The organism is Holdemania sp. Marseille-P2844, from assembly GCF_900120005.1.
GTDB lineage: Bacteria > Bacillota_I > Bacilli_A > Erysipelotrichales > Erysipelotrichaceae > Holdemania.
This window is the reverse complement of sequence record NZ_LT635451.1, coordinates 539,848-563,628: the sequence shown is the minus strand read 5'-3', so window position 1 is coordinate 563,628 and position 23,781 is coordinate 539,848. Positions and strand designations below refer to the sequence as shown.

Annotated in this window: 22 protein-coding genes; 10 read left to right on the top strand and 12 right to left on the bottom strand. The window is 50.0% G+C overall.

The window, feature by feature from the left end; all coding sequences use genetic code 11:
• The first annotated feature begins 8 nt into the window (after window positions 1-8).
• The 7 genes from BQ7364_RS09335 (at window position 9) to BQ7364_RS09305 (ending at window position 6,361) form a co-directional block, all read left to right on the top strand.
• Entirely contained in the window at window positions 9-1,205 is a 1,197-nt protein-coding gene (locus BQ7364_RS09335) for an acetate/propionate family kinase (protein ID WP_072684457.1), read from the top strand.
• 2 nt (window positions 1,206-1,207) lie between these two features.
• A complete protein-coding gene (locus BQ7364_RS09330) occupies window positions 1,208-2,161 on the top strand; it encodes a DHH family phosphoesterase (protein WP_072684456.1) in 954 nt (317 codons plus the stop codon).
• A complete protein-coding gene (locus tag BQ7364_RS09325; RefSeq protein ID WP_083538516.1) occupies window positions 2,158-3,834 on the top strand; it encodes a hypothetical protein in 1,677 nt (558 codons plus the stop codon). Before BQ7364_RS09330 ends, BQ7364_RS09325 begins: the two co-directional genes overlap by 4 nt.
• A gap of 96 nt (window positions 3,835-3,930) precedes the next feature.
• Complete coding sequence (locus tag BQ7364_RS09320) at window positions 3,931-4,215, top strand: HU family DNA-binding protein (protein ID WP_072684455.1); 285 nt, start codon at window positions 3,931-3,933, stop codon at window positions 4,213-4,215.
• 257 nt (window positions 4,216-4,472) lie between these two features.
• Window positions 4,473-5,144 carry a zinc metallopeptidase gene (locus tag BQ7364_RS09315; RefSeq protein ID WP_229100667.1) on the top strand — a complete coding sequence of 224 codons (672 nt, stop codon included), beginning with the start codon at window positions 4,473-4,475 and terminating at the stop codon, window positions 5,142-5,144.
• 99 nt (window positions 5,145-5,243) lie between these two features.
• The gene (locus BQ7364_RS09310; RefSeq protein WP_072684453.1) at window positions 5,244-5,993 is read left to right on the top strand and encodes a sugar isomerase domain-containing protein; all 750 of its coding nucleotides are present in this window, start codon (window positions 5,244-5,246) and stop codon (window positions 5,991-5,993) included.
• A 119-nt stretch (window positions 5,994-6,112) separates the two neighbouring features.
• Window positions 6,113-6,361 (top strand): hypothetical protein, encoded by a 249-nt coding sequence (locus BQ7364_RS09305; protein WP_072684452.1) that lies wholly within the window; start codon window positions 6,113-6,115, stop codon window positions 6,359-6,361.
• A gap of 739 nt (window positions 6,362-7,100) precedes the next feature.
• Here the strand turns inward: BQ7364_RS09305 and deoB are convergent.
• The 12 genes from deoB to nusB form a co-directional block, all read right to left on the bottom strand.
• Complete coding sequence (deoB, locus tag BQ7364_RS09295) at window positions 7,101-8,282, bottom strand: phosphopentomutase (RefSeq protein WP_072684450.1); 1,182 nt, start codon at window positions 8,280-8,282, stop codon at window positions 7,101-7,103.
• Window positions 8,272-9,186 (bottom strand): tyrosine-type recombinase/integrase, encoded by a 915-nt coding sequence (locus BQ7364_RS09290; RefSeq protein WP_072684449.1) that lies wholly within the window; start codon window positions 9,184-9,186, stop codon window positions 8,272-8,274. Before BQ7364_RS09290 ends, deoB begins: the two co-directional genes overlap by 11 nt.
• A gap of 34 nt (window positions 9,187-9,220) precedes the next feature.
• Complete coding sequence (locus tag BQ7364_RS09285; RefSeq protein WP_072684448.1) at window positions 9,221-9,841, bottom strand: stage II sporulation protein M; 621 nt, start codon at window positions 9,839-9,841, stop codon at window positions 9,221-9,223.
• A 45-nt stretch (window positions 9,842-9,886) separates the two neighbouring features.
• On the bottom strand, window positions 9,887-11,080 hold the full coding sequence (dinB, locus tag BQ7364_RS09280; RefSeq protein WP_072684447.1) for a DNA polymerase IV: 1,194 nt from the start codon (window positions 11,078-11,080) through the stop codon (window positions 9,887-9,889).
• Between the two features lie 225 nt (window positions 11,081-11,305).
• The gene (spo0A, locus tag BQ7364_RS09275) at window positions 11,306-12,139 is read right to left on the bottom strand and encodes a sporulation transcription factor Spo0A (RefSeq protein WP_072684446.1); all 834 of its coding nucleotides are present in this window, start codon (window positions 12,137-12,139) and stop codon (window positions 11,306-11,308) included.
• A gap of 163 nt (window positions 12,140-12,302) precedes the next feature.
• Window positions 12,303-13,307 (bottom strand): SpoIVB peptidase, encoded by a 1,005-nt coding sequence (gene spoIVB, locus BQ7364_RS09270; RefSeq protein WP_072684445.1) that lies wholly within the window; start codon window positions 13,305-13,307, stop codon window positions 12,303-12,305.
• A 232-nt stretch (window positions 13,308-13,539) separates the two neighbouring features.
• Window positions 13,540-15,210, bottom strand: a complete 1,671-nt coding sequence (gene recN / locus BQ7364_RS09260; protein WP_072684443.1) for a DNA repair protein RecN — start codon at window positions 15,208-15,210, stop codon at window positions 13,540-13,542.
• A gap of 23 nt (window positions 15,211-15,233) precedes the next feature.
• The gene (gene dxs / locus BQ7364_RS09255) at window positions 15,234-17,099 is read right to left on the bottom strand and encodes a 1-deoxy-D-xylulose-5-phosphate synthase (protein ID WP_072684442.1); all 1,866 of its coding nucleotides are present in this window, start codon (window positions 17,097-17,099) and stop codon (window positions 15,234-15,236) included.
• 24 nt (window positions 17,100-17,123) lie between these two features.
• Window positions 17,124-17,966 (bottom strand): polyprenyl synthetase family protein, encoded by an 843-nt coding sequence (locus BQ7364_RS09250; protein WP_083538514.1) that lies wholly within the window; start codon window positions 17,964-17,966, stop codon window positions 17,124-17,126.
• The gene (gene xseB / locus BQ7364_RS09245; protein ID WP_006060764.1) at window positions 17,963-18,184 is read right to left on the bottom strand and encodes an exodeoxyribonuclease VII small subunit; all 222 of its coding nucleotides are present in this window, start codon (window positions 18,182-18,184) and stop codon (window positions 17,963-17,965) included. The genes BQ7364_RS09250 and xseB overlap by 4 nt, the downstream gene beginning before the upstream one ends.
• On the bottom strand, window positions 18,181-19,512 hold the full coding sequence (xseA, locus tag BQ7364_RS09240) for an exodeoxyribonuclease VII large subunit (protein WP_072684441.1): 1,332 nt from the start codon (window positions 19,510-19,512) through the stop codon (window positions 18,181-18,183). The genes xseB and xseA overlap by 4 nt, the downstream gene beginning before the upstream one ends.
• Window positions 19,509-19,886 (bottom strand): transcription antitermination factor NusB, encoded by a 378-nt coding sequence (gene nusB, locus BQ7364_RS09235; RefSeq protein ID WP_039865145.1) that lies wholly within the window; start codon window positions 19,884-19,886, stop codon window positions 19,509-19,511. Before nusB ends, xseA begins: the two co-directional genes overlap by 4 nt.
• A gap of 141 nt (window positions 19,887-20,027) precedes the next feature.
• On the opposite strand from nusB, the gene BQ7364_RS09230 reads away from it, so the two are divergent.
• The 3 genes from BQ7364_RS09230 to BQ7364_RS18605 all read left to right on the top strand — a co-directional run.
• On the top strand, window positions 20,028-20,585 hold the full coding sequence (locus BQ7364_RS09230) for a DUF5662 family protein (protein ID WP_072684440.1): 558 nt from the start codon (window positions 20,028-20,030) through the stop codon (window positions 20,583-20,585).
• A 292-nt stretch (window positions 20,586-20,877) separates the two neighbouring features.
• Window positions 20,878-22,470 carry a hypothetical protein gene (locus BQ7364_RS09225; RefSeq protein WP_072684439.1) on the top strand — a complete coding sequence of 531 codons (1,593 nt, stop codon included), beginning with the start codon at window positions 20,878-20,880 and terminating at the stop codon, window positions 22,468-22,470.
• A 378-nt stretch (window positions 22,471-22,848) separates the two neighbouring features.
• A partial coding sequence (locus tag BQ7364_RS18605; protein WP_072684438.1) for an ISL3 family transposase occupies window positions 22,849-23,781 on the top strand: 933 nt, incomplete at its 3' end.

Genomic DNA, 23,781 nt, shown 5'->3' with positions numbered 1-23,781 from the left:
AGGTACATATGAGTAAAGTTATTTCAGTCAACGCAGGCAGTTCATCCCTTAAGTTCCAGCTGTTCAACATGCCAGAGGAGGAAGTTCTGACTTCCGGTGTGGCAGAACGGATCGGTCTGGACGAAGGCATCTTCACGATCAAGGTCAACGGGGAAAAACATACCCAGAACCTGCCGATCAAGGACCACAAGGTCGCGGTCGAACTGCTTTTGGAAGCTCTGGTTAAATATCACATCGTCGAAACGCTGGATGAGATTTCCGCTGCCGGCCACCGCATTGTTCAGGGCGGCGCATACTTCGATCAGTCCGTCAAGGTCGACGCGGACGTCGTCGATAAAGTTGAAGAACTGGCGCCGTTGGCGCCGCTGCACAATCCAGCGCATTTGATTTGTTACCGCGCGTTCTGCGAAGCGCTGCCGAAAATCGGTCACGTGTTCGTCTTTGATACGGCGTTCCATCAGACGATGACACCGGAATCCTACATCTTCCCGGTTCCGTACGAATGGTACACGGAAGATAAGGTCCGCCGCTACGGCGCTCACGGCACCAGCCACCAGTATGTTTCCCAGCGCACCGCGGAATTGATGGGCAAGGACATTGCGGATACCCGCATCATCACCTGCCACTTAGGCAACGGCGCTTCGATCACGGCGGTCAAGGGCGGCAAGTGCGTCAACACGTCGATGGGCTTCACACCGTTAGGCGGCATCATGATGGGCGGCCGCTGCGGCGACATCGATCCATCCGTCATCTGCCATATCATGGATAAGAAGGGTATTTCCCCGAAGGAAATGGACACGATCTTAAATAAGAAATCCGGCATGCTGGGCGTCAGCGGCATTTCCAGCGATGCCCGTGATATTGAAGATGCAGTGAAGCAGGGCAACGAACGCGCTATTCTGACCCAGGCTGTCTATGTCAACCGCGTGATCAATGTGGTCGGCGGCTACGTCATGCAGATGGGCGGCGTCGATGCGATCGCCTTTACGGCCGGCTTAGGTGAAAACGACACGAACCTGCGCCATCAGATCCTCGAGAAGATGGAAGAATGCCTGGGCTTGTCCATCAACTATGAACTCAACGATAAGACCCGCGGCAAGGAAGTCTGCATTTCCAATCCGGAAAGCAAGGTTCAGGTCTATATCGTACCGACCAACGAAGAACTCGTCATCGCCCGCGACACTGTTCGTCTGTTAGGGTTATAAGCATGTTTGAAGGACTGTATTCCGCACTGGAGCAGTCTGAGGTCATTACACTTTACCGACATATCAATCCGGACTGCGATGCTTTAGGGAGCCAATGGGGGCTTGCCACCTGGTTAAAGCATCGCTTTCCTTTAAAAAGGGTGATTGTGCTCGGACATCAGAAAATGACCAACGGCTTGTTTCCGGACAGCGATGAAATTGATGACGAAACCATCCGGCAGTCGCTGGCGATCGTGCTGGACACGGCGAACGTGCGGCGGATTGACGACGAGCGCTGGCAAAGCGCCCGGCAGATCATCCATCTCGACCATCATCCGCAGATCGAGCATTTCGCCGATCTCGAATATGTCATCGATCACTACGCGGCGACCTGTGAAATTCTTGCGGAATTTTTCAGCAACGTTGATCAGGAACCGCTGGAAGCGGAGGTCGCGGAATATCTGTACCGCGGTTTACTGACGGATACACTGAGCTTCAAGACGAGCAATACAACGGAACATACGCTCGCGATGGCTTCCTATCTGGCTCAGAGCGGCTTGAATATTCCGCAGATCAACCGTGATCTGTTCGACGTTCCGCTTAAAGAATATGAATTTGCCAGCGCGATCCGGGCTGAAGCTCAAATTCTGGATGATCATCTGATGATTTCCGTTATCGATCAGGCCTTCTTAGACCGCTGGTCCATGACAGCTTCCCAGGCAAAGGATCAAGTCTATCAGTTCGGTGGAATCCGCGAAATTGAGATCTGGGCGGTCTTTGCCAACGATCACGACGATCAGGGAAACACCTGGTGGGCTGGTTCGCTGCGTTCCAAGACGCTGCCGGTCAACGACATCGCGATGAATTACCGCGGCGGCGGGCATAAGAACGCGGCTGGCTGCAAATGTCTGGACGATGCCAGTCTGAACGCACTGATCGCTGATCTGCGCCGGCGCTTAAAGGAGAATCAAGCATGACTCAATTCCATTTTAACTTTGATCCCAACGCCTTCAACCAATTCAAGACACCGCGCAAACCGAAAATGAAGCCGGGGAAAGCTCATCTGACAGCTCTGGTGATCACGCTGGCGCTGGCCATTCTGATTGACTATGTGACGCTGCCGGCCTGGAATCTGCACAGTCCCTCGACCGTTATGCTCGTGGTCTTTCTGCTTGTCGTCTTTGGAATCAGCGATTTTGTGCTGTCCGGCAAGTGGGCGCTGATCCAGAAATGCTGCATTTTCGGGGCAGGATTCCTGTTTGCCGCGATGCTGCTACTGATGTTTTTAGGCAGCGAGCTGCTCAATGCTGAGAAATACCGCGATCAGATCGCGATAAAAGACGTGTCTGATTTCAGCTCACAGTTCCAGGCGATTTCAACCGAGCGGATTCCGGTCGTTGATCAGCAGACTGCGGCATTGTTAGGCGACAAACAGATCGGCAAGCAGGCTGGTCTGGGTTCGCAGTATCAGATCGATCAGACCTACACGCTGATCAGCTCTGATCAGCATTTATACCGTGTATCGCCGCTGGAATACCGGGATTTCATCAAATGGTTCCAGAACAACGGCACTGGAATCCCGGGCTTTATCCAGGTCAATGTGAACGATCCCAACGACGTCGATATGGTCATGCTTCAGGAAGGGATTAAGTATTCCCCGTCGGCCTGGTTCAATCAAAATCTGTTCCGGCACATCCGCTTCCGTTATCGCACAGAGCTGCTTTCCGATTATTCATTTGAGCTGGATGACGAAGGTCATCCGTATTGGGTTGTTTCCGTCGTCGCACCGGAAATCGGTTACTACGGCGGATTAAGCGCTCAGGGCGTGATCATCGTCGATCCAATGACCGGTGAGATGAACAAATACGCTATGGATGAAATTCCAGCCTGGGTGGATCGTGTCCAGCCGGCGGAGCTGGCATGGAATCAGATTGACAACTGGGGCTATTACGTCCATGGTTTCTTCAACACGCTGTTTGGTCAGAAGGATATGATTCAAACGACCGACGGCTACAATTTTGTCAATATCGACGGGCAAACCTATGTCTTTTCCGGCCTGACTTCCGTCGCGGCGGATCATTCGATCAACGGCTTTGCCTTGATCAATCTGCGCACCAAGGAAGCCAGCTATATCAAAGTCGGCGGCGCTGACGAGGTTTCGGCGATGGCTTCCGCGGAAGGGCAGGTTCAGCATCTGAACTATCGCGCAACCTTCCCGATTCTGTTGAATATCGCGGATGAGCCGACATATTTCATCTCCTTGAAAGATTCCGAAGGGCTGGTCAAAATGTATTCCTTCGTCGACGTTACGGACTACTCCATTGTCGGGATCGGTGAAACGATGCAGACGGCGCATGACGATTATCTGCGAAAGCTGAAAACTGCGAACAAGCAGATCAGCGGTGAAGTGGCGGAAATGAAAACGGTCACGGGAAAGGTGGCTGCGATCGCTTCTGCCGTGCAGGAAGGCACAACGCATTATTATCTCACGCTGGAGAACGATGTGCATCTGTATGTACTCTCTCTGGACATCAGTGCGGAGCTGACACTCACCCAGGCGGGTCAAAACGTCATGATCGAGTATCTGGATACTGTCGGCAACACGGTTGCCGGAAGTCGTTTTGACAATTTGGAAATGGATTACGAATAAGCAAAAACGCCTGAAATAAAGCAAAATTTAAGATTAGTTTCTGTTGAACTCTGAAACGAAAGATGGTATCATATACGAGTACCGGAGGTAATAAGTATGAGTGAATTGTTAAACAAAAAAGCATTAGTAGATACTGTTGCGAATCAGATGGGAATGACAAAGAAAGCGGCAGGCGAAACTGTCGATCTGATCTTTGATGAAATTACTTCAACGCTGAAAGACGGCGGCAAAGTCGATATCAGCGGCTTCGGCAAATTCGAAGTGAAGACAAGAGCTGAAAGAACAGGCATCAATCCTGCAACAAAGGAAAAGATCACCGTGCCTGCGACAAAGGTTCCAGGATTCAAAGCTGCTAAAGCCTTAAAAGACGCTGTAAAATAAGAAGCCTTGCGCTTCTTTTTTTGTGAAAAAGGGTGAATCCGTGCCGAGACTCTCTCAAAGGCTGAAACAAGGATGAAATGAGGAGAGACTGATAATTCAATAAGATCGCTTGATCAACAGGAATTCTGCGTGAAGCAATTCATTCGCCAATTCGGATATTCTATGGTAGAATAACAAAAACTCAAGATCAGCGCAGCAGCAGACTCACATGTTCCTGCCAATTTGGGTTATACTAGAGAATAGAAGGAGTGATGAAGATGGATTGGATCCTTTACTTAGCGGCTTTATTCCTGGTTATGTTCTCTCAGATCAAGGTTCAGGGCGCCTATGCGCGTTACCGGCAGGTGATGACGCTGCGCGGTTATACTGGGGCCCAGGTGGCTCGGCGGATTCTAGACGATCATGGTCTGCAGCATGTTCAGGTCGAACCCGCTCCTGGCGGGGCATTGTCTGATCATTACGATCCAAAAGCGAATGTTGTCCGGCTGTCCGAAGACATTTACGCCAATTCCAGTATCGCTTCTGTGGCGGTGGCGGCGCACGAATGCGGCCATGCGATCCAGCATGCAGAGAATTATGGATTCATCGCTTTGCGGAACTCCATTCTTCCCTTTGCGATGGTATCCAGTCAGCTTTCCTGGCTTGTCTTGATCTTGGGACTGTTGTTCAGCTCCACTGGCCTGTTTTACACCGGCATTCTGATGTTGAGCTGCGTCGCCGTCTTTCAGTTAGTGACGCTGCCGGTAGAACTTGATGCTTCCAAGCGGGCCATGGCGCTGGTCTATGAGGAAGGATTTGTCGTTCAGGAAGAGCGGAAAGATGTCAAAGCGATGCTGAGCGCGGCTGCGTTTACTTATATCGCATCGTTAATTTCCTCAGTGCTGCAGATCCTGCGGCTGCTTCTGATCTTCAACCGGAACCGGGATTAGATTCCATACTGCAGCGATGCTCACAGCTATAAAACAGCTGTGAGTTTTTCTTTATCTTGAGCAGCGGTGTGGTATACTTGAGAAAAAGGAGGCGTTTTTATGAAAGTTTGGCAGCAATATCTTGAGGAGGAAATCAATGCTTTACGCCGGATTGAAAGGACCCAGACGACTGCGATTGAACAAGCCGCGCGGATTCTGGCCGACTGCACGAAGAACGACGGAATAATCCGGGTTTTCGGCTGCGGTCATTCGCATCTGATCGCAGATGATGTCTTCTATCGTTCTGCCACCTTGGGCAACGTTCAGGCCGTTTTGGAAGAAGCTGTGACTGGAAATACCCAGATTACTAAATCAGGATTCCTGGAAAAAATGGAAGGCTATGCTGAGAAGATCATTGATTACTACCGCTTTGAACCAAACGACGCTGTGATCTGCATTTCCAATTCCGGCAACAATGCCGTCACGCTGGAATTTGCGAAGATCTGTAAGGAAAGGGGCTTTCCGGTCATTGTTCTGACGAATACCGAATATTCCGCAACATTGAAACCAAGACATTCCAGCGGCAAGCATTTGATGGATTTTGGCGACGTTGTGATTTCAAATTGTTCTGCCCTTGGCGATGCCGCGGTGGCGATTGAAGGACTGCCGATGAAGGTGGGATCGACGTCCTCCATACCATTTCTCTTCCTGATCAACGCGATTCTGGCGGAAGCGGTGGATTTGTGCGTAAAGGAAGGCTTTATTCCGGATGTCTATTATAACGGCTCCTTACGGGTTAACAATCCGGCGTTGGGTGAGCATAACTTCGCCATTATCGACAAATATTTCTATCGCATGCGCAATCTGTAAGTTCGCTTTACGACAGATTTATGAATCTGACCAAAAAACGACGATTGTCGGATCGGCGGGACAAGGGTATAATAGAATCAGAAAACAGAATCAGGACCGTCGTCCGGAAAGGAAAGATCATGAAAAAAGCGTTGAAAGTTGTTGGCGTTGTCGCTGTGGCAGGAGCCGGGCTCTACGCCTGTAATTATTACAAGCAGTACCGAAAGTTCAAGAAGATGGAAGAACGGATGGAAAAGCTACCGCTGCATAAGCTGCAGGAAGCGGTAAAGGAAAGACGTTCCAATCCGGATACAGTTGTTGTGGAAGTATCCAAGAGGGCAGGGCTGTGGCAGAAACTAATCGCCTGCCTGCATGTTTTAACGGCCTGAAATCTAACGTGGTAAGCAGTATAAGAAAAAGTCCGGATAAACGGACTTTTTAGATTACAGTTAAGAATGGAATAATGCTTGGGTTTCCTATGTCGGCTTGTTATAATTGTAACTAGCAAGGATGAAGGGGAGTCATCTTCACTTTAACAAAGGTATAGAATATGGATTACTTAAAGAGTATTTTTACATGGATTCACTGTGATTTTTATTTCCGGGTTTCATTTCTTATTGGATTGCTACTTGTTTTGATTGTGTCGGGAATAAGCAACTTACTGATCAATCATTTAAATTGTTTCCATCAATGGGACGTTTTCATAATTTTATTGTTTTCTGCTTTTTATGGGTTAACAGACGTCCTCGTCTGTCTTTTGTTAATTCTTAATCCCCAGATGAATGATTTAAATAAGAAGCAGCGAGTCAGCTGCTTAGTCGAATATGCAAGAATCATAAATATTGAGGTCCTGATATTCAAAGCATTTCAGATTCTTTTCGTTTATTATTTTTCCATCTCTGAATGGATTATCGCGATCTTTGGTTTACTCGTAAACGGGATCATCTGTTATTCATTTATCCGCTGGAAGCAGAAACGTATGAGTAAATCTGGGAAATATGATTCATCTACATAGCTTCGCATAATGTATCTTATCCAATTTTTATATTTGGAATAAGCAATTCAATCGTTGTGATATCGAAAATAAACGCCGCAGAGAGAACACTCCCGTCTGCGGCGTCACTGGTTTTATTTCAAATATGATAAATACGATTCGCCATATTCCGGCATCGACACCTCAAAATTCTCGGCCACCGTTGCGCCCAGATTGGCAAACGTATTCGCCAGCGGCAACAAACCGGAACCTTGATGCGATGGCGAGTACAGAATCAAAGGCACCATTTCACGCGTATGATCTGTTCCCGTATGACAAGGATCGTTGCCGTGATCGGCGGTAATGATCACCAGATCCTCTTCCCGCAGTTGTCCCAGGAACGTGGTTAACAGCTGATCATAATCCTCCAATTCCTGCGCATAACCCTGCGGGTTGCGGCGATGTCCCCACTTTGCGTCAAAATCAACCAGATTCACAAAGCACAGGCCGGTGAAATCCTTCTGCGTCAGTTCAATCGTCTGCTCCATACCGTGATGACTGCTTGTCGACTTATACGCTTCCGTAATCCCTTCGCCGTCAAAGATATCTTTAATCTTGCCAACGCTGATCACATCATAACCCTTATCCTTCAGCTCGTTCAACACGGTGCGGCCAAACGGCTTCAATGCCAGGTCATGACGATTGCTGGTACGAGTGAAATGGCCCTTGCCTTCACCGACAAACGGCCGGGCGATGACGCGTCCCACCTTCCATTCATCCTTCATCGTCAGCTCACGCGCAATCTCGCAGCAGCGATACAGTTCTTCTAAGCCGAAGACTTCTTCATGGGCCGCGATTTGCAGCACGGAATCCGCCGATGTATAGACGATCATATCCTTGGTCTTCATGTGATGCTCACCCAGTTCATCCAGAATCTCCGTCCCGCTGGCTGATTTGTTGCCGACAATCTTATAGCCCGTGCGTTTTTCCAACTCGTCGATCAATTCCTGCGGAAATCCGGTGTCCGTAAACGTCTGAAATGGTTTATCAATGTATAAGCCCATCATTTCCCAATGGCCGGTCATAGTGTCCTTGCCGACCGAAGCTTCCAACATTTTTGTGTAATACCCCTGCGGATCACGTTGCGGTTCTACGCCCAGGATTGAATGCAGGTTGCCATAGCCCAGCTTTTCCATTGCCGGCATTGCCAAGCCGCCGACCGTTTTTGCGATATGACCGATCGTATCTGCACCGTGGTCCCCATAATGTTCGGCATCCGGCATTTCACCGCAGCCGACAGAATCCATTACAATTGTAAATATCCGTTTATATTTCATCGTCATTTTCTCCTTCTTGATCCATCAATTTTCCGAGCCCTTCATCATAAGCCGTCCGCAGCCGGTTGCGGTCGATGTGCGTATAGATCTGCGTCGTCGTGATATCGGAATGACCTAATAATTCCTGAACGCTGCGCAGATCCGCACCCCCTTCCAGCATGTGCGTGGCATAGGTGTGGCGGAGCTTATGCGGCGTGATCGGCTTCTGAATCCCAGCCTGGATACACACTGATTTTATCATACTTTCGATGGAAGCAGTAGTCGTTTTCTTGCCCAGTCGTGTAATAAACAGCCAGGACGTCGGTTTTTTCTGATATAACGGCCGGACGGTGTCGACATATTCGCGTACAATTTTTATCGTCTGCTTTGGCATCGGCACTAACCGCTCCTTATTCCCTTTGCCCCAGATCCGCAGCATCCCCAATTCCAGATCCACCTGATTCATTGTCAGCGCCGCGCATTCGATGACGCGCAGCCCGCATCCATAGAGAAGCTCGGCAATCGCGTGCCAGCGGATATCCTCCGGGCTATGTCCGAACTGTGCCATGATCTTCTCAATTTCATCCCGCGTGCAGTAGACCGGCAAGGACTGCGTCCGCTGCAGCTGCTCCAGATATTCCGCTGGGTCCAGTTCGTCAAAGCGAAAGGCTAAAAACTGATGGAATCCACGGATTGCGGTGATTGCGTGATTAACAGAAGCGGCGGCGTGATCCCGCGCCAGAACCCGCACATATTCCTCCAGCATCGCCGAATCAATCTGATCGATCCGATCGATTTCTTTCTGCGCAAGAAACTGAAAATACCGGCTGAGATCATTGCGATAGCCGGCAATCGTTTTTTCTGATTTTGGAAACTGAATTGAGATGTAAATCAGATATTGCCGGAAGGCTTCCTCTAGCGTCATATTCTCCCTGCTTTCCAGCTTTATTATACCAGAGTTATTCCATCATGGCGAAAATTTCCATCAAGCGGATGACCAGCGTCGATTTAATCCAGGCGGAAAAGAAGATCAGCAGCAAGGAAACGATCAAAACGTTTAAGCGGCCGTTGATCAGCTGGATCAACGAAAAATCACTGCGGCTGTAGCCCAGACAACGCTGAATCAAGGCATAGGAGATTTCCGTGCTGATCACCGAGACGAGAAACAAGGCGATCAAATCGAACAGAATCTGCGGAATCAGCGTTAACAGGATCCCCAGGACCCCTTTCAACTGATAGGTCAGAACGTATAAAACGCAGGAAAATCCAATCTGGACGCCCTTGGTAAAGACGATAAACCCGATCAGCGGAATCCCGGCCAAGGAGAAGCCGAGAAAAAAGATCGCAAGCATGAATAAAATGTTGGTGACAAACTGACTTGTAAAAAACGACTGCGGTTCTACGCTGGTGATCACCGTCGTCAACAAGTAAGAGGACAAACGCTCAACGTCGGCGCTGCTGATCCAGCGGGAAAGCAGGACACCGGTAATCATGCCGAAAATTAACAGAATTAATAAGAAGTTGATGGAGTTTTTATGCTTATTGGAAAAATTCTTCAACTGGGGTTGTATTGTTTTCATGTTTCCCTCCTGGTATCAATGTATGACAGCCAGGACAGATTAGACTTATTTCTTGTGTTGGGTATCAACCGGTTTTTTGATCAGCGCCGCGGCGGTCGTCAGCTTGCCGCCGGAAGTAAGCTGTTGATTCAGCTGACTGATGAGATCGAGCGTTGCGCAGGCCGGATCGACGGGCGGCGCTTCAAACAGATTCATCTGAATTTTCTGATCATGGATGCTGCTGAGCGAACCGACGCCAATGCCTAAATGGCGCATTGGCTGATCTTCATAGTTTTCATCGAACAGTTCCATCGCCAGCTCAAACAAGTCTTCGCTGCGGTACACCGGATGATCCAGCTTTCGTGAACGGACGTTGGTGTTAAAGTCGAAATAGCGGATGGAAATGGAAACGATCGTCCCCATTTTATCTTCTTCGATCATGCGTTCGCTGAGCTTATTCGCCAGCTTGCGAAACAGTGTCCGCACTTCTTCTTCAGTAGAGAAATCATAATTCAGCGTTGTTGACTGACTCATGGATTTGATTTCGGCATCGCTGATGATTTCGCGGTCATCCTCGCCATTTGCCCGCTGAATGTAGGTCATCGTATTTTTTCCCAGCAGCGGCCGCAGCTGTTCTGGATCGGCCGCAGCCAGATCGCCGATTGTCTTAATGCCTAATGCTTTCATCTGCGGCGCGGTTTTCTTGCCAATTCCGCGCATGTCTTCAATCGGCAGCGGCCACAGCTTCACCGGAACCTCCTGTTTCCGCAGGACGGTGATCCCCATCGGTTTTTTCATGTCGCTGGCCATTTTGGCCAGAAATTTATTCGGGGCGACGCCGATGGAGCATTTTAAATGCAGGTCGCTCAGCAATTCCTGCTGCAGCTGCCACGCTAAATCCAACGGCCGCGGGAAACGATGAATTGCCTGACTCATATCGGCATAGCATTCGTCAATACTGGCCTGTTCAACAAGGTCAGTGTATTTCTTTACATAGGAGATGAACTGTTCGGAAAGCTGTTCATAATAGCCGTGATGTCCTTTCACGACGACTAACTGCGGGCATAATTTCAAGGCTTCGTTGATCGGCATCGCCGAGTGAACGCCGAACTGCCGGGCTTCATAGGAGGCGGTGGACACGACGCTGCGCTTGGTCAGACCGCTGACGACGACCGGTTTTCCTTCCAGCGGGGGGTCAAGGAGAATTTCCGCGCTGGCAAAAAAAGCATTTAAATCAATATGATAAATAACCCGGCCCACGCGGCGTTCCCCCTTTCTTTCTTTTATATTGAACAGATTTGTTGATTGCTTCTTCAGAAACCAATCCTGTTTCAAGTCAAATATTCCGGTTCACCGCAGGATTCAAGCAGATGGCCCAGCTTTGCTTTTAACCTATCGTGATTTATTATAGCACGGACTTGAACAACTTTCATCTTTCAGACCAGAAAAAACGGAAGATTTCTCCTCCGTGCAAAGATGATCATGTTATCCAATTTTAGCGTAGCTGCTGGTATTGTTCTTCAGCCGATGCTCCAGCCGCAGCTTATCGGCGATCATGGCAATAAACTCTGAATTGGTCGGCTTGGCTTTGGAAGCACTGATCGTATAGGCAAAGATTTCGTCAATCGCGTCAATGTTGCCGCGGTTCCAGGCGACTTCGATTGCATGCCGGATTGCCCGTTCCACGCGGGAGCTGGTCGTCATATAGCGGCGGGCAATTTCCGGGTAGAGCACCTTGGTGATCTGACCGAGGTAATCGACGTTTAAGTAAGTTTCCAGAATCGCAGTGCGCAGGTACATATATCCTTTGATATGGGCAGGAATACCGATTTCATGTAAGATCTCCGTGATCTCCCGTTCCAGCTGCAGGCGCATCATTCGTTCATCATCCTGATTTTCATTGGCGTTGGCCGGCGCAGTGGATGGGGTTGGAGCAGAGACTTTCTGATAGCTGCAGACCTGAGCGATTTTCTCGCTGACCGTCTTGGGATCCACCGGTTTCATCAGAAAATAATCGACCTGATATTTCTGCATTTCCGTCACCATAAAGTCGTTGATAAAGCTGGATGTACATAAAATTTTTCCTATCCGGATCCCCTCCCGGCTCAATGTGCTGAGGACTTCCATCCCGTCGAGTTTAGGCATAATGCAGTCAAGGACAAGAACGTCAGGATGGCTCATCCTTATCCGTTCCAGACACTCCTGACCATCTTTGCAGCTGGGTAAAAGCAGCCAATCGTTTTTCTTCCGCAGTTCCTGTTCCATTTGTTCTCTGATCTCGCTGTTGGATTCACACAACAGGATTCTGATCTGTTTCATCTTGTTCACTCCTCTGTTCGATGTTTCCATTTTATGGAATTTGAACTGAAAAAGAAGTCGAAACAGGTCGAAGTCCATGGAAAAGTTTCTGCTTTTTTGCCTGTTTTTGAACTCAAGCCAAAAGAAATGCCTGAATTTCAGGCATTTCCTTAGTTTGTGTCTGTTAATCGTGCCGGGCTTCCTCCAACATCCAGTCGATGTAAATCCCATAACCGCTGTCGGGCTGGCTGGTAACCATATGCGTTACCGCGCCGATAAGTTTCCCATTTTGAAGAATTGGCGATCCGCTCATTCCCTGAATAATGCCGCCGGTTTGGTTGAGCAGTGCGGAATCGGTAACTTGAAAGCGGATTCCTTTCACGGCCTGACCGTTCTGTTTGCGCACCTCGGTAATCTGGATTGCGTAGCGCTTTGGCGTCGTTCCCTGCACGACGGTATAAATTTCCGCCGGGCCCACGGTAACTTCTTCGCGCGAAGCGACAGGTACGCTCTGCGCGGCGGAAGGCAGTGTCTGGACTTTGCCGTACAAGCCATAGATCGTGTTTTTCCTGACCGTACCAATAGGAACCAGACTCTCCGACTGACAGATTTTCTCACCAGGATTTCCGGAGGTTGAGCGCCGGACGGAAACGACGGTCGCTTCAAAGATCTGTCCCATTGTGACATCGGCAGGCCGGCTTTGCCCTTCCTCCGCGATTTCATGCCCCAGAGCAGCGAAGGTTTTGGTCGCCGGATCATAATACGTCATTGTCCCGACACCCTTGATCTTATCCTTCACATACAATCCCGTCTTGAATACCTTTTCTGCTTCCAGATAACAGACAAACAATGAAGCCGCTTCCCGCTGCCCATTGCGGATGACGGTCACCGGAACCTGATTCCGCTCTTTCTGCAACGTTTTCAGATTCGCAAACAGTTCCTCCAGTGTCGACACGGTCCGGCCATTGGATTCAATAATCCGGTCCCCTACCTGCACTGTCCCTTCCTTCGCTGCCGACAGCGTTTCCCCATTGACTTGGAAATCATACATACCGCTGACATAAACGCCTTCGTAATTGACTGTGATCGCAATCGTATCGCCGCCCAGAATGACGGTTTTCTCCTGGGCCTGAACGGGTAAAAGCGTTAACGTCAATAGGAAGGCCGTCAAACCGAAAATTCTTTTCATGGCCTCACCTCGCAGTACTGATAGTATGGCGCTTCCAGGCTTCAACTATATCCAGAAAATCTTACCAAGGCTTTGTTTCAACTGGGAAAACGTCGCATATAACCGTTGGAATAAGACGAGGAATTTATTTAACTTTAAAATATTTCCAACGAAAATAGCGGCTGTCCAAGGGATCGCAGTCTTTTCCAGCGCGGAATGCCCCTGCCAGTCTTTGAAGAAAGTAAAAGCACGATCAAACTGACCGTGCTTCATTCACTTTCTTTTGATTGCGTTGATATAACTCCTGGGCTGCCTGCCGGGCCGTATCGGACAATTCGCCCTGCGAGATCAGGGCCAGCTGGTCAATCCGTTCCTCTTTGCTCAAACACTGGATTTGGGTTTCCGTGAAATCCTGTCCCTGACGCTTGGTAACATGGTAATGTTGATCCGCGCATGCCGCAACCTGCGCCAGATGCGTGACTGAGAAGACCTGCGCGTCACGAGCTAATAAACTCATCTTCAAGCCGATCGCAGTTGCGACCTGGCCGCTGACACCGGTATCAATCTCGTCAAAGATGACGGTCTGAATCCCCTCCAGCCGGGTAAAGATCGTTTTCAGCCCCAACATTAAACGGCTTAATTCACCGCCGCTGGCAACCTGCGTCAGTGAGCGGACCGGCTCGCCGGGGTTCATGGAAATCATGAAGTCCGCTTCGTCCAGGCCATGCGCCGACGGCTTGGCGTCTTTCAGCTGCAAAATGAACCGCGCATGCGGAAGCATTAAATCGTGCAGATGAATTTCAACTTCCTTCTGCAGCGCCAGGGCTTTCTGCTGCCGGATCTGGCGCAGTTTCAGCGCGCTTTCTTCAAATTGCTTGTAGGCGGTCTGCACATGTTTCTGCAGCTCTTGCAAGTATTCCTGACGGTGCTCCTGTTGATTTAACTGCTGCCGGAAACTTTCTCCCTTTTCCAGAATTTCATCCAGACTGCGGCCGTATTTTCGCTTTAAACGATTGATTTCAAACAATCGGCTCTGAACTTCGTTGATTTGTTCCTCGCTGAATTCCAGCGACTCAAAATAACGCTGCAGCCGTTCTTTCAAATCCTGCAGGCCATAATAGTGCTCATTCAACGCTTCGCTGATTTCTGCCAGTTCCGTTTCTTCCGGAAATCCGCCGGTCAGCCGCGCCGCCTCGTACAGCTGCGGAACCGCGCTTTGTTCACCATCCAGAATTTCCAGACTTTCCGCTACCCGCTGATAGATTTTCTCGCGGGCCGCAATCCGCCGTTCGATCGCTTCCAGCTCCTCATCCTCGCCCGGCTTCAGCTGCGCTTGTTCAATTTCATTCAGCTGAAACCGCAGGAATTCCAAGTCCTGCTCAGCCTTCGGGCTGCGTGCTTCCTCAAGCTGATCATTCAGTTGTCGGTAAGCTTTAAACTGAGTTCTGACGCTGGCTAATAACGCTTCGTCATCCAGATATTGATCCAAAAGATTTAAAAACGAATTGCGGTTTAATAAATATTGCGTATCATGTTGGGAATGAATGTCAATTTCATGTCCCAGCAGCTCGCGAATGAAGTTCGCCGTGGTCACGCGGTGATTCAGACGCATCTGACTTTTGCCTTCCGCGCTGATCTCCCGGTTAATGACGACGTCCTCATCCCCATCGAAGCCAGCTTCCTGCAATAATGCCAGCACCCGCGGATTCGTGGAGAAATCAAAGACGCCTTCAATCAGTGCCTTATTTTCGCCTTGTTTAACGAATCCCGCCTGGGCGCGCTGCCCGCAAAGCAAACTGATCGCGTCGATCAAAATCGACTTGCCCGCGCCGGTTTCTCCGGTGAACACGCTGAAGCCCGCATCAAAATCCAAATCGGCCTCATCGATCAGAATGAAGTTTTTGACATACAGATGTTTAAGCATCAGCTTCCTCCTTCCGGAATGATTTAAGCTTCGCAGTATTCTTTAATCACATCGAACAAACTCAGGATATCAATCGCTTCCAGCCGCCGAATTTTATTCAGCGAACCCTGCGGTACGTAAGTATCGCCGATGCCGACGCGCCGGATGGTCATCGCCGCCTGATGATCGGCAGCCCATTCCAGAATCGCGCTGGAAAGACCGCCCGCCAGCATATCTGTTTCATACACGATAACTGGCTTGCCTTCCTCCGCCAGCCGCTGCAGCATGACTTCGTCCAGCGGCTTGAAGAACCGGGCATTGACAACCTGAACCGGCAGCGAATTGGTCAGCACTTTGGATACGACTTTATCGACATCCGGGCCATAGGTCACGACGGTGCATTGATGATCAGGTTCCGTATTGACGAGCGTCCAGCTGCCGACCGGAATCGGTTCAACCTGCGCCAGCTCGTTATACAGCGCAGTCCCGCGCGGATAGCGGATCGCCATCGGATGCGGCTGGGCAAACGCCGTTGCCATCAGCTGCTGGGCTTCCCCGGCATCTTTAGGCTGCGCTAAAATCAGATTCGGCAAGGAACGCAGGATCGCGATATCGAAGACGCCGTGATGTGTATCGCCGTCTTCCCCTACCAGTCCGGCCCGGTCAATACCAATCACGACCGGAAGATCCATCCGGCAGATATCATGATTGATCTGATCATAACAGCGCTGCAGGAATGAGGAATACAACGAGATAAACGGCCGTTTCCCGCTGATCGCCAGTCCCGCACAGAACGTCGCCGCATGTTCTTCGGCAATCCCGCAGTCAAACGCACGCTCCGGGTAAACCGCGAAGAATTTTTCCAGCTTACTGCCGGTGATCATTGCCGGCGTCACCGCGACGATATCTTTGTTGTCCTTCGCTAAACGAACCAGTGTTTCGCTGATAACTGAAGACCATGAAAGATAGCCCGCCGGCGTGGCCGACAATGGTTTTCCTGTCTGGGGATTGAACGGTCCGACGCCATGCCAGACACCTTCTTTATCTTCCTCGCAATAGGAATAACCCTTGCCCTTTTTCGTCAGCACATGCACGACGACCGGCCCTTGATGGGATTTTGCAACCTTCAGGATCTGAATCAGGCTCTTGATGTCATGGCCGTCGACCGGTCCGAGATATTCCAATCCGAATTCACCGAACACGCCGGTATCAATCACGCCTTTTTTCACCGCGTCCTTCATGTTTTGCAGGCCGGTCAGCACCACCTGACCGACATTGTTTCGATTCAGCGCCGTCTTGAGATCATTCTTCAACGCATTGTACGGCTTGGATGCGCGCAGCTTGGCAAAGTTCTGCGTCAAAACACCGACATTCTCTGAAATCGACATGTTGTTGTCATTGAAAATGATGATGATGTTGCGCTGTTCGCTGCCGATTTGATTCAGCGCTTCCAGTGCCATCCCGCCTCCCAGGGCGCCATCGCCGATAACCGGCACGATGTGGTAATGTTCATGGTTGAGATCCCGGGCAACCGCCATACCTAACGCCGCTGACAACGAGGTCGAGGAATGTCCCGCCTCCCAGACGTCATGCTCACTTTCGGCTCGTTTCTGAAAGCCGGACAACCCCTCATACTGACGAAGCGTATCAAACTGGCCGGCCCGTCCGGTTAAAATTTTATGCGTATAGCATTGATGTCCAACGTCAAAAAAGATTTTATCCTGCGGCGAATCAAACACCTTATGCAAAGCGATCGTCAGCTCGACGACGCCCAGATTGCTGGACAGATGTCCGCCGGTCTTGCTGACATGATCGATCAGGAATTCCCGAATCTGTTGCGCCAGCGCTTTAAGCTGCCGCTGATCCAGCTGTTTTAAAAACGCGGGATCGTGTATATCGGTTAAATCCATTTCCGCTAACCTCCTTATCTTCACTTAATACTGACGAAATTCCATCGCGTCCAGAATCGCGATCAGCCGCTGCGTATCCAGATTCATCTGACGGATCGCATCGCGCGTCTGACGGTAAACCTCGGTCATCGCATCCTGCGCCTGACCTAACCCCAATAAAGTGACATAAGTCGATTTTTTGTTATCCAGATCGCTGGCTGATTTTCCCAGCTCCTTGCTGCTCTTGGTGACGTCCAGGATATCGTCCTGAATCTGAAAGGCCAAACCCATGAGTGCGCCGATCCTTCGCCATTGCGAAATGGCCGCGTCCTGACCGGCCAGAATCGCGCCCATGACCAGCGGCGCAGTAAACAGACAGCCGGTTTTATACAAATGGACTTCTTTGAGCTGTTCCAGCGTTACAGCCGGGCTGTTTTCCGCCTCCAGATCCTTAATCTGGCCTAAGATCATGCCTTCCGCTCCGCCGGCCGAGGCCAGCTCCTTTACGATTTTTAACGCTTTGACCGGGTCGTCGCTGCTGTTGGCGGCTAAGGCAAAGGCCTGCGTCAGCAAACCGTCGCCGGCCAGAATTGCCGTCGCCTCGTTAAACTGTTTATGACACGTCTTGCGGCCCCGGCGGTAATCGTCGTTATCCATTGCCGGCAGATCGTCGTGAATCAGGGAATATGTATGCATCATTTCCAGTGCTCCGGCGGCCATAAAACCGTCCTGTGCTGATAGTCCATAACCCTCCGCGACCGCGAACAACAGCTGCGGGCGGAGCCGTTTTCCCTTGCCCATCAGCGAATATTCCATCGCTTCGCTAACCTCGGAACGTTTCAGCAGCCGGCACTGGCGCTGCATGAATACTTCAAATTCGTTCATCATAAGTTTTCGTCCTGACTTTCTTTCGGCTGATGCCGCAGCATCAGTTCCTGTACCTTATTTTCATATCCCTGCAGCTGGGTATCGAGATCCTGAACTAGATTCAGACCCTCCTCAAACAATCCGATCGCTTGTTCCAACGCGATTTCATTGCGTTCCAACAGCGAAACGATCTGATCCAGCCGGTCCATTGACTGTTCAAACGTCGGCTTTTCACTCATGCTTGTTCCTCCTTTTCCTTGACATGGGCCTGGATCTGACCGTCATGCAGCCGGATCCGCAGCTCCTCGTTGACATTAACTTCCTGGATAGAACGGACCAAATGCCCGTTCTGAGCGATCAGACCGTAGCCGCGCCCCAGAATCTTTAACGGGGAATAGGCGTCCAGCAGCCGGATCTTTTCTTTCAGCTGCTGCTGGCGAAGCATCAGCTGTTGTTTCTCATGGTGATTCAGATTCAGCCGCAGCTGTCCCAAGCGCTGCTGCTGAAGATGGACCTGACGCGAGGTCTGGTTTAATAAAACTGCGCTCAGCTGATCCAGCCGGGCCCGCTGACTGCGGAGCCGCTGGGTTGTGTTCTGCAGCCGTGAGCTGTCGTAATCCAGCCGCATCTGAAGCGGCTGAAGCAGACTCATCGGATCCTGAAAGATCCGGCTTTCAACCTGCTGCTGATAACGCTGGCGCTGCTGACGCAGTTTCTGATTCATCAGATAGATCAGCTGCTGCCGCTGGCGCAGACAATGGCTCTGCACCTCTGCCAACTGCGGCGTTGCCATCTCAGCCGCGCCGGTGGGCGTCGGAGCCCGCCGGTCAGCGACCAGATCGGCAATCGTGACGTCGACTTCATGACCGACGCCGCAGATTACCGGTGTTTGCAAACCGGCCATCGTCCGGGCTACGCTTTCTTCATTGAACGACCACAGATCTTCAATCGATCCGCCCCCGCGGGCTAAGATCATGACGTCAAAACCTAACGTGTCCGCCTGCCGCAGTGCCGCACAGATCTGTGCGGCCGCACCTTCGCCCTGCACCAGCACAGGAATTTCGCTCACCTGGGCAATCGGCCACCGCCGGGCCAGCGTCGTAACAACGTCTTGGCGCGCCGCGGTGTTTTTTCCAGTGATGACGACTATCCGCATCGGATACTGGGGCAGCGGTTTTTTCCGGGCCGGATCGAACAGACCTTCCTCATGCAGCCTGCGTTTCAATTCTTCATATTTTAAATACAGATCGCCTAAACCGGTCGGCTTCATCGCCGTAACATAAAGCTGAAGCTGTCCGCTGGCTTCAAAGATCGACGTGTTGGCCTGCACCAGCACGGAGTCGCCTTCCTTGGGAATAAACTTGCAGCGGGCCGCATTGGAAGCAAACATCACACAGCTGATGCGTGATTTCTCATCCTTTAATGTAAAATACCAATGACCGCTGCGATGCGCTGTGAAATTGGAAATCTCGCCTGCAACGATCACACGCTGAATCAGCGGATCCTGATCCAGCTTGCCTTTCAGATACCGGACTAAGGCGCTGACGCTCAGCTGCCGGTTTCTCATATTCTGTCCAGAACGCCGTTGATCAATCGGTAGGCTTCGTCGTCGCAGTAATCTTTCGCTAACCGCACGGCTTCATCAATGATGATCGCTGCCGAGGCCGTCTGGTGATCCAGTTCGCTGCACGCCATCAGCAGAATCGCCTGTTCGAGAACGCCTAAGCGCTCGAAGCTCCAATCCTTTAAGGTTTCGTTAATGTATTGGATATATCGGTTTTCATTGTCCAAGGTATCCAGGATCAGAATCCGGCTGAAATCATCCAGCTCTCCGGTTTTCATCTCCATGACTTCCTCAATGATTTCATCCATCGGTTTGTTCAGCAGACGATGCTGATACAAACAGATCATCGCTTTTTCTCTACAACTATGTCGGTTCATGTTAACCCTCCGCTCATTGTATTATTTTAGCATGAAAAACGGTTTGGTGAAACTCTTTCTCATGCCTTTTTGCGGACTTTTGATTTGCCTTTTTTTTAACATTCCTATAGAATGAAAAACAGAACAGAAAGAAGGATCGATATGCGTTCTTCCTCATTCCCCTTACGTTTCTGGGGACATTTAAAGACGATTACACTGCACAAGCTGCGGGTGACACGGCTGTGCTTTAAAATGGGCTTGATCAAGCAGGGTCTGCTTCATGATCTGTCGAAATACAGCCCGGTTGAATTCTGGGCGGGAGTGCGTTATTTCCAAGGCTACCGCTCGCCGATTGACGCCGAAAAAGAAGCCAAAGGCTATTCCGAGGGCTGGCTGCATCACAAAGGGCATAACAAGCACCATTGGGAGTATTGGATTGACCGGAACAAGCAATGTCAGGGCTTATTTTGCGTGGAAATGCCGAAGCGGTATGTCGCGGAGATGGTCTGCGACCGGATCGCAGCGTGTCAGACGTATCAGAAAGAGAAGTATACAAACGCTTCGCCGATCGAGTATTTCCTTCAGGGCAGCGACAAGCAGTTCATGCATCCGCATACCGCAGCGCTGCTTCAGCAGTATTTGGAATGGGTTAGAGATTTCGGGATTGACGCGGCATTTAAGAAAATCAAGCAGAATTTGCGGCGCTCGGAGGTTGTTTAAAGTATTCTGAATTCATGTTTTAAAGGCCCCGATCGCTTGTTTAACAGATTTTTACAGAGGATAAGCAAGCGGCGCAGAACAGCCGCTTTTCTTCCTGTTGAAGACCGTTCTTCCGGCAAAAAAGATACATTCCTAAAGAAACAGTGCGGCCGCCCTTCCCCCCCCCATTGCTTTGCTTTCCGCATCCCGCTTTCATCAGGATTTTAAGCGCAGACTGTTCCTTAATTCTCTTTTTACTTACAGTTAAGTTCTATCTCAGAAACAATCCGTTGGATAAAAGTGAGGTGATCCCATGCGCTCTATTGATTTATCCGGACTTCCCCGCGATGCGCGTCATTTCATAGCCTGGAATCAGTCGGAAGGCTTTGACGTTCCCTTTCAGTATGATGATCATCAGGGCCTGCTGACGATCCTGCGGGCTGGAAAAGGAAATCATGGCGAAGCGGTGCTGGATATCCGGTATGCCGGTAGGATTATTCCCGCGGTGCCGGCCAGCTCCGTCAAGCATTGTATTTTAGGCAGGATCCTTCAAACGCGCCATTTCGATTTTGTTACGTCGCTGGGGCAGCGGTTTGCGGACGCCCGGCGGGATTATACGATTATAGATCAGCGCCGCGGGCGTTTAAAATCCAATCCTCGGATGACACAGCGCGAAGTTCTGATCCTGTGTTCGCAGTGCGGCGCTAAAACCTGGATGGCGGAAGAACGGGTCCTGCCGCCAAAAAGCTGTGCCTGCGGTCGCTGCCGGTATTCGCCTCTGTCCGGCAAGCGTTCCATCGCCCAAACCGATCGCTGGATGATCCTCTTCTTTCCCGGCGGTGAAGCCGAAGCCCGACAATACACCCGCGGGCAAAACAAAAAGCTTCGCTTCCGTTGTCCCTATTGCGGCAACGTGCGCGAAAAAGCGATTGCGATTGCGACGCTGCATCATACGCATTCCATCGGCTGCGCCTGTTCCTGGTCTGTCGGGCGCTCCTTTCCGCACCGGCTGATCAAATCCGTGCTGGATCATCTTGAAATTCATTATATTCAGGAAGCTTCCAGAAAAGAGCTGCCTTGGGCGCAGTCGTTTTCCTATGATTTCTATCTGCCGGATTTCGGCGTGATCCTGGAAGCGCATGGAAAGCAGCATTATGAGGAAGGCACTGGTTATTTTAAGAATACGTTAAAGAAAAACAAAGCGAACGACGCGCAAAAAAGAAAGCTGGCCCTGGACCATGGCATCGCCGCTGAGCGCTATCTTGAAATTAACTGTAAGAAAAGCGAGACCGAAGTAATTAAAGCCAATTTGCTTCGCTCCTCACTGTCTCAAATCCTGAAATGTGATCTGGCCGAGCTGGATTGGGTCGAACTCACAAAAGTTGCGTGGAAATCGGAAAAACTGAACATCCTGGAAATGAGCGTTAAAAATCCTGAACTGTCAGTGCGGGCCCTGGCGGAACACTTCGGCGTCAGCCGGGATTTAGTAAAAGAAGTCCAGATTAACGCCGGAATTTATGACAGTCAGAAGGAACGAAAGCTGGGCGTAAAGCGACAACAAGTGCGTTATCATCATCGGACCCAAGCGCGGAATGAAAAGATCTGCCAGATGAAAAAGGACCGTCCGCAAGCCTCCACTCAGGAGATTGCCGAGCTTGTCGGCATGGAGCGTCATGCGGTTTACCGGATTTTGAAACAAAGCGGGCTCTACGATGAGCAAGCGGAGAAACAGAACAAAAATTTCAAAATTTCCATGTCGAAGAAGAGAATCAAAGATTGTGATATTCAGACAATCTGCCAGATGAAACAGGATCATCCGCTTCTGTCTGCCAGAGAGGCCGGCCGATTAACCGGTCACAGTCACACTACAATTTTATCCGTCTGGAGGGAATTCGGATTAGCTTAAAGTGTCGAAGACCCTTTCCTTCCGGGGCAAAGAATGAAAATTTGTTAGCATTGATTTGATTCGGTAAAAGAAAGACTTGCGGTGCAAGGAAGGCCTACATTGAAATACGAAAAGCGGAGCAGAAGATCAGAGAAGAAGACGGATTCCCGATCTTTCCGCTGTTACAGAAAAAACGTTTCTTAAATCGGGTCCGGTTGAAGCCAGGACTCAAGTAAGAAACGTTTTTCATTAAAATCATGGATGGATTAAAATCGGTTCTATAAATTTTGGTGTTGGTAGAAACCAACGCTTTTTTTTCTTGAGCATAAAAAAAAGAGACATAGGTAAGAATTTCCGTTACAATAAAGTTACCACACAATATAGAAAGGAAATCTCACTATGTCCATTACTCATTCTATCGTATCTGTTCTCAATTTAAAAGACCCTCATCTTCATTTCTCTGAGGATTGTGTCTCTTCTCAGTCGATTCGTGGTGTTGACTCCCTTGTCTTTTCCGGCTCGCTTTCTTATGACCCTCCCTCTTCCTGTCCTCTCTGCGGGTCCTCCAACCCCGGCTCGGCTATCATCAAACATGGTACGAAATCCTCCCTCATCACCCTGCCTTCCGTTTCCCGCCGCCCCGCTTATCTCCGCCTCAAAAAACAACGCTTCCTTTGTAAACATTGCGGCCATACTTTTACGGCTTCGACTTCCATCGTTCTCCCTCATTGTTTCATTTCCAATAACACTCGTCTCTCCATTGCCCTCGACGCCAAGATGAAGACTTCTGAAAAAGATATCGCTTTCCGTCACTCTGTTTCTCATGCCACGGTGAATTCCCTTCTTCAACAGCTCTATCAGGATTTTAAAGTCCAGCGGAATTTTCTTCCCCCTCATCTCTGTTTTGACGAGTTTCGCTCTGTCAAAGGGGTTGATGCTTCAATGTCTTTTCTCTTTCTTAACGCAGAATCCGGTCAGATCCTCAATATCCTTCCTGATCGCAGAATGCCCGCTCTCATCCGCTATTTCATGAGCTATTCCAGGAAAGCCCGCGAAGCCGTTAAAACCGTTTGTATGGATATGTATTCCCCTTACTTCTCTGTCGTTCACCACTGTTTCCCTCACGCCAAGATCATTCTTGACCGCTTCCACATCGTTCAGCTGCTCAGCCGCGCTCTCAATAAGACCCGCGTCAATTTCATGAATCAGAGTAAGCCTCATTACAATAAGCTCAAACGCTATTGGAAACTCCTTCTTAAATTTGAAGATGACCTGAATGATCAGGACTTCAAAAAATGGGTTTGCTTTCCATCTCTGATGCGCGAAATTGAC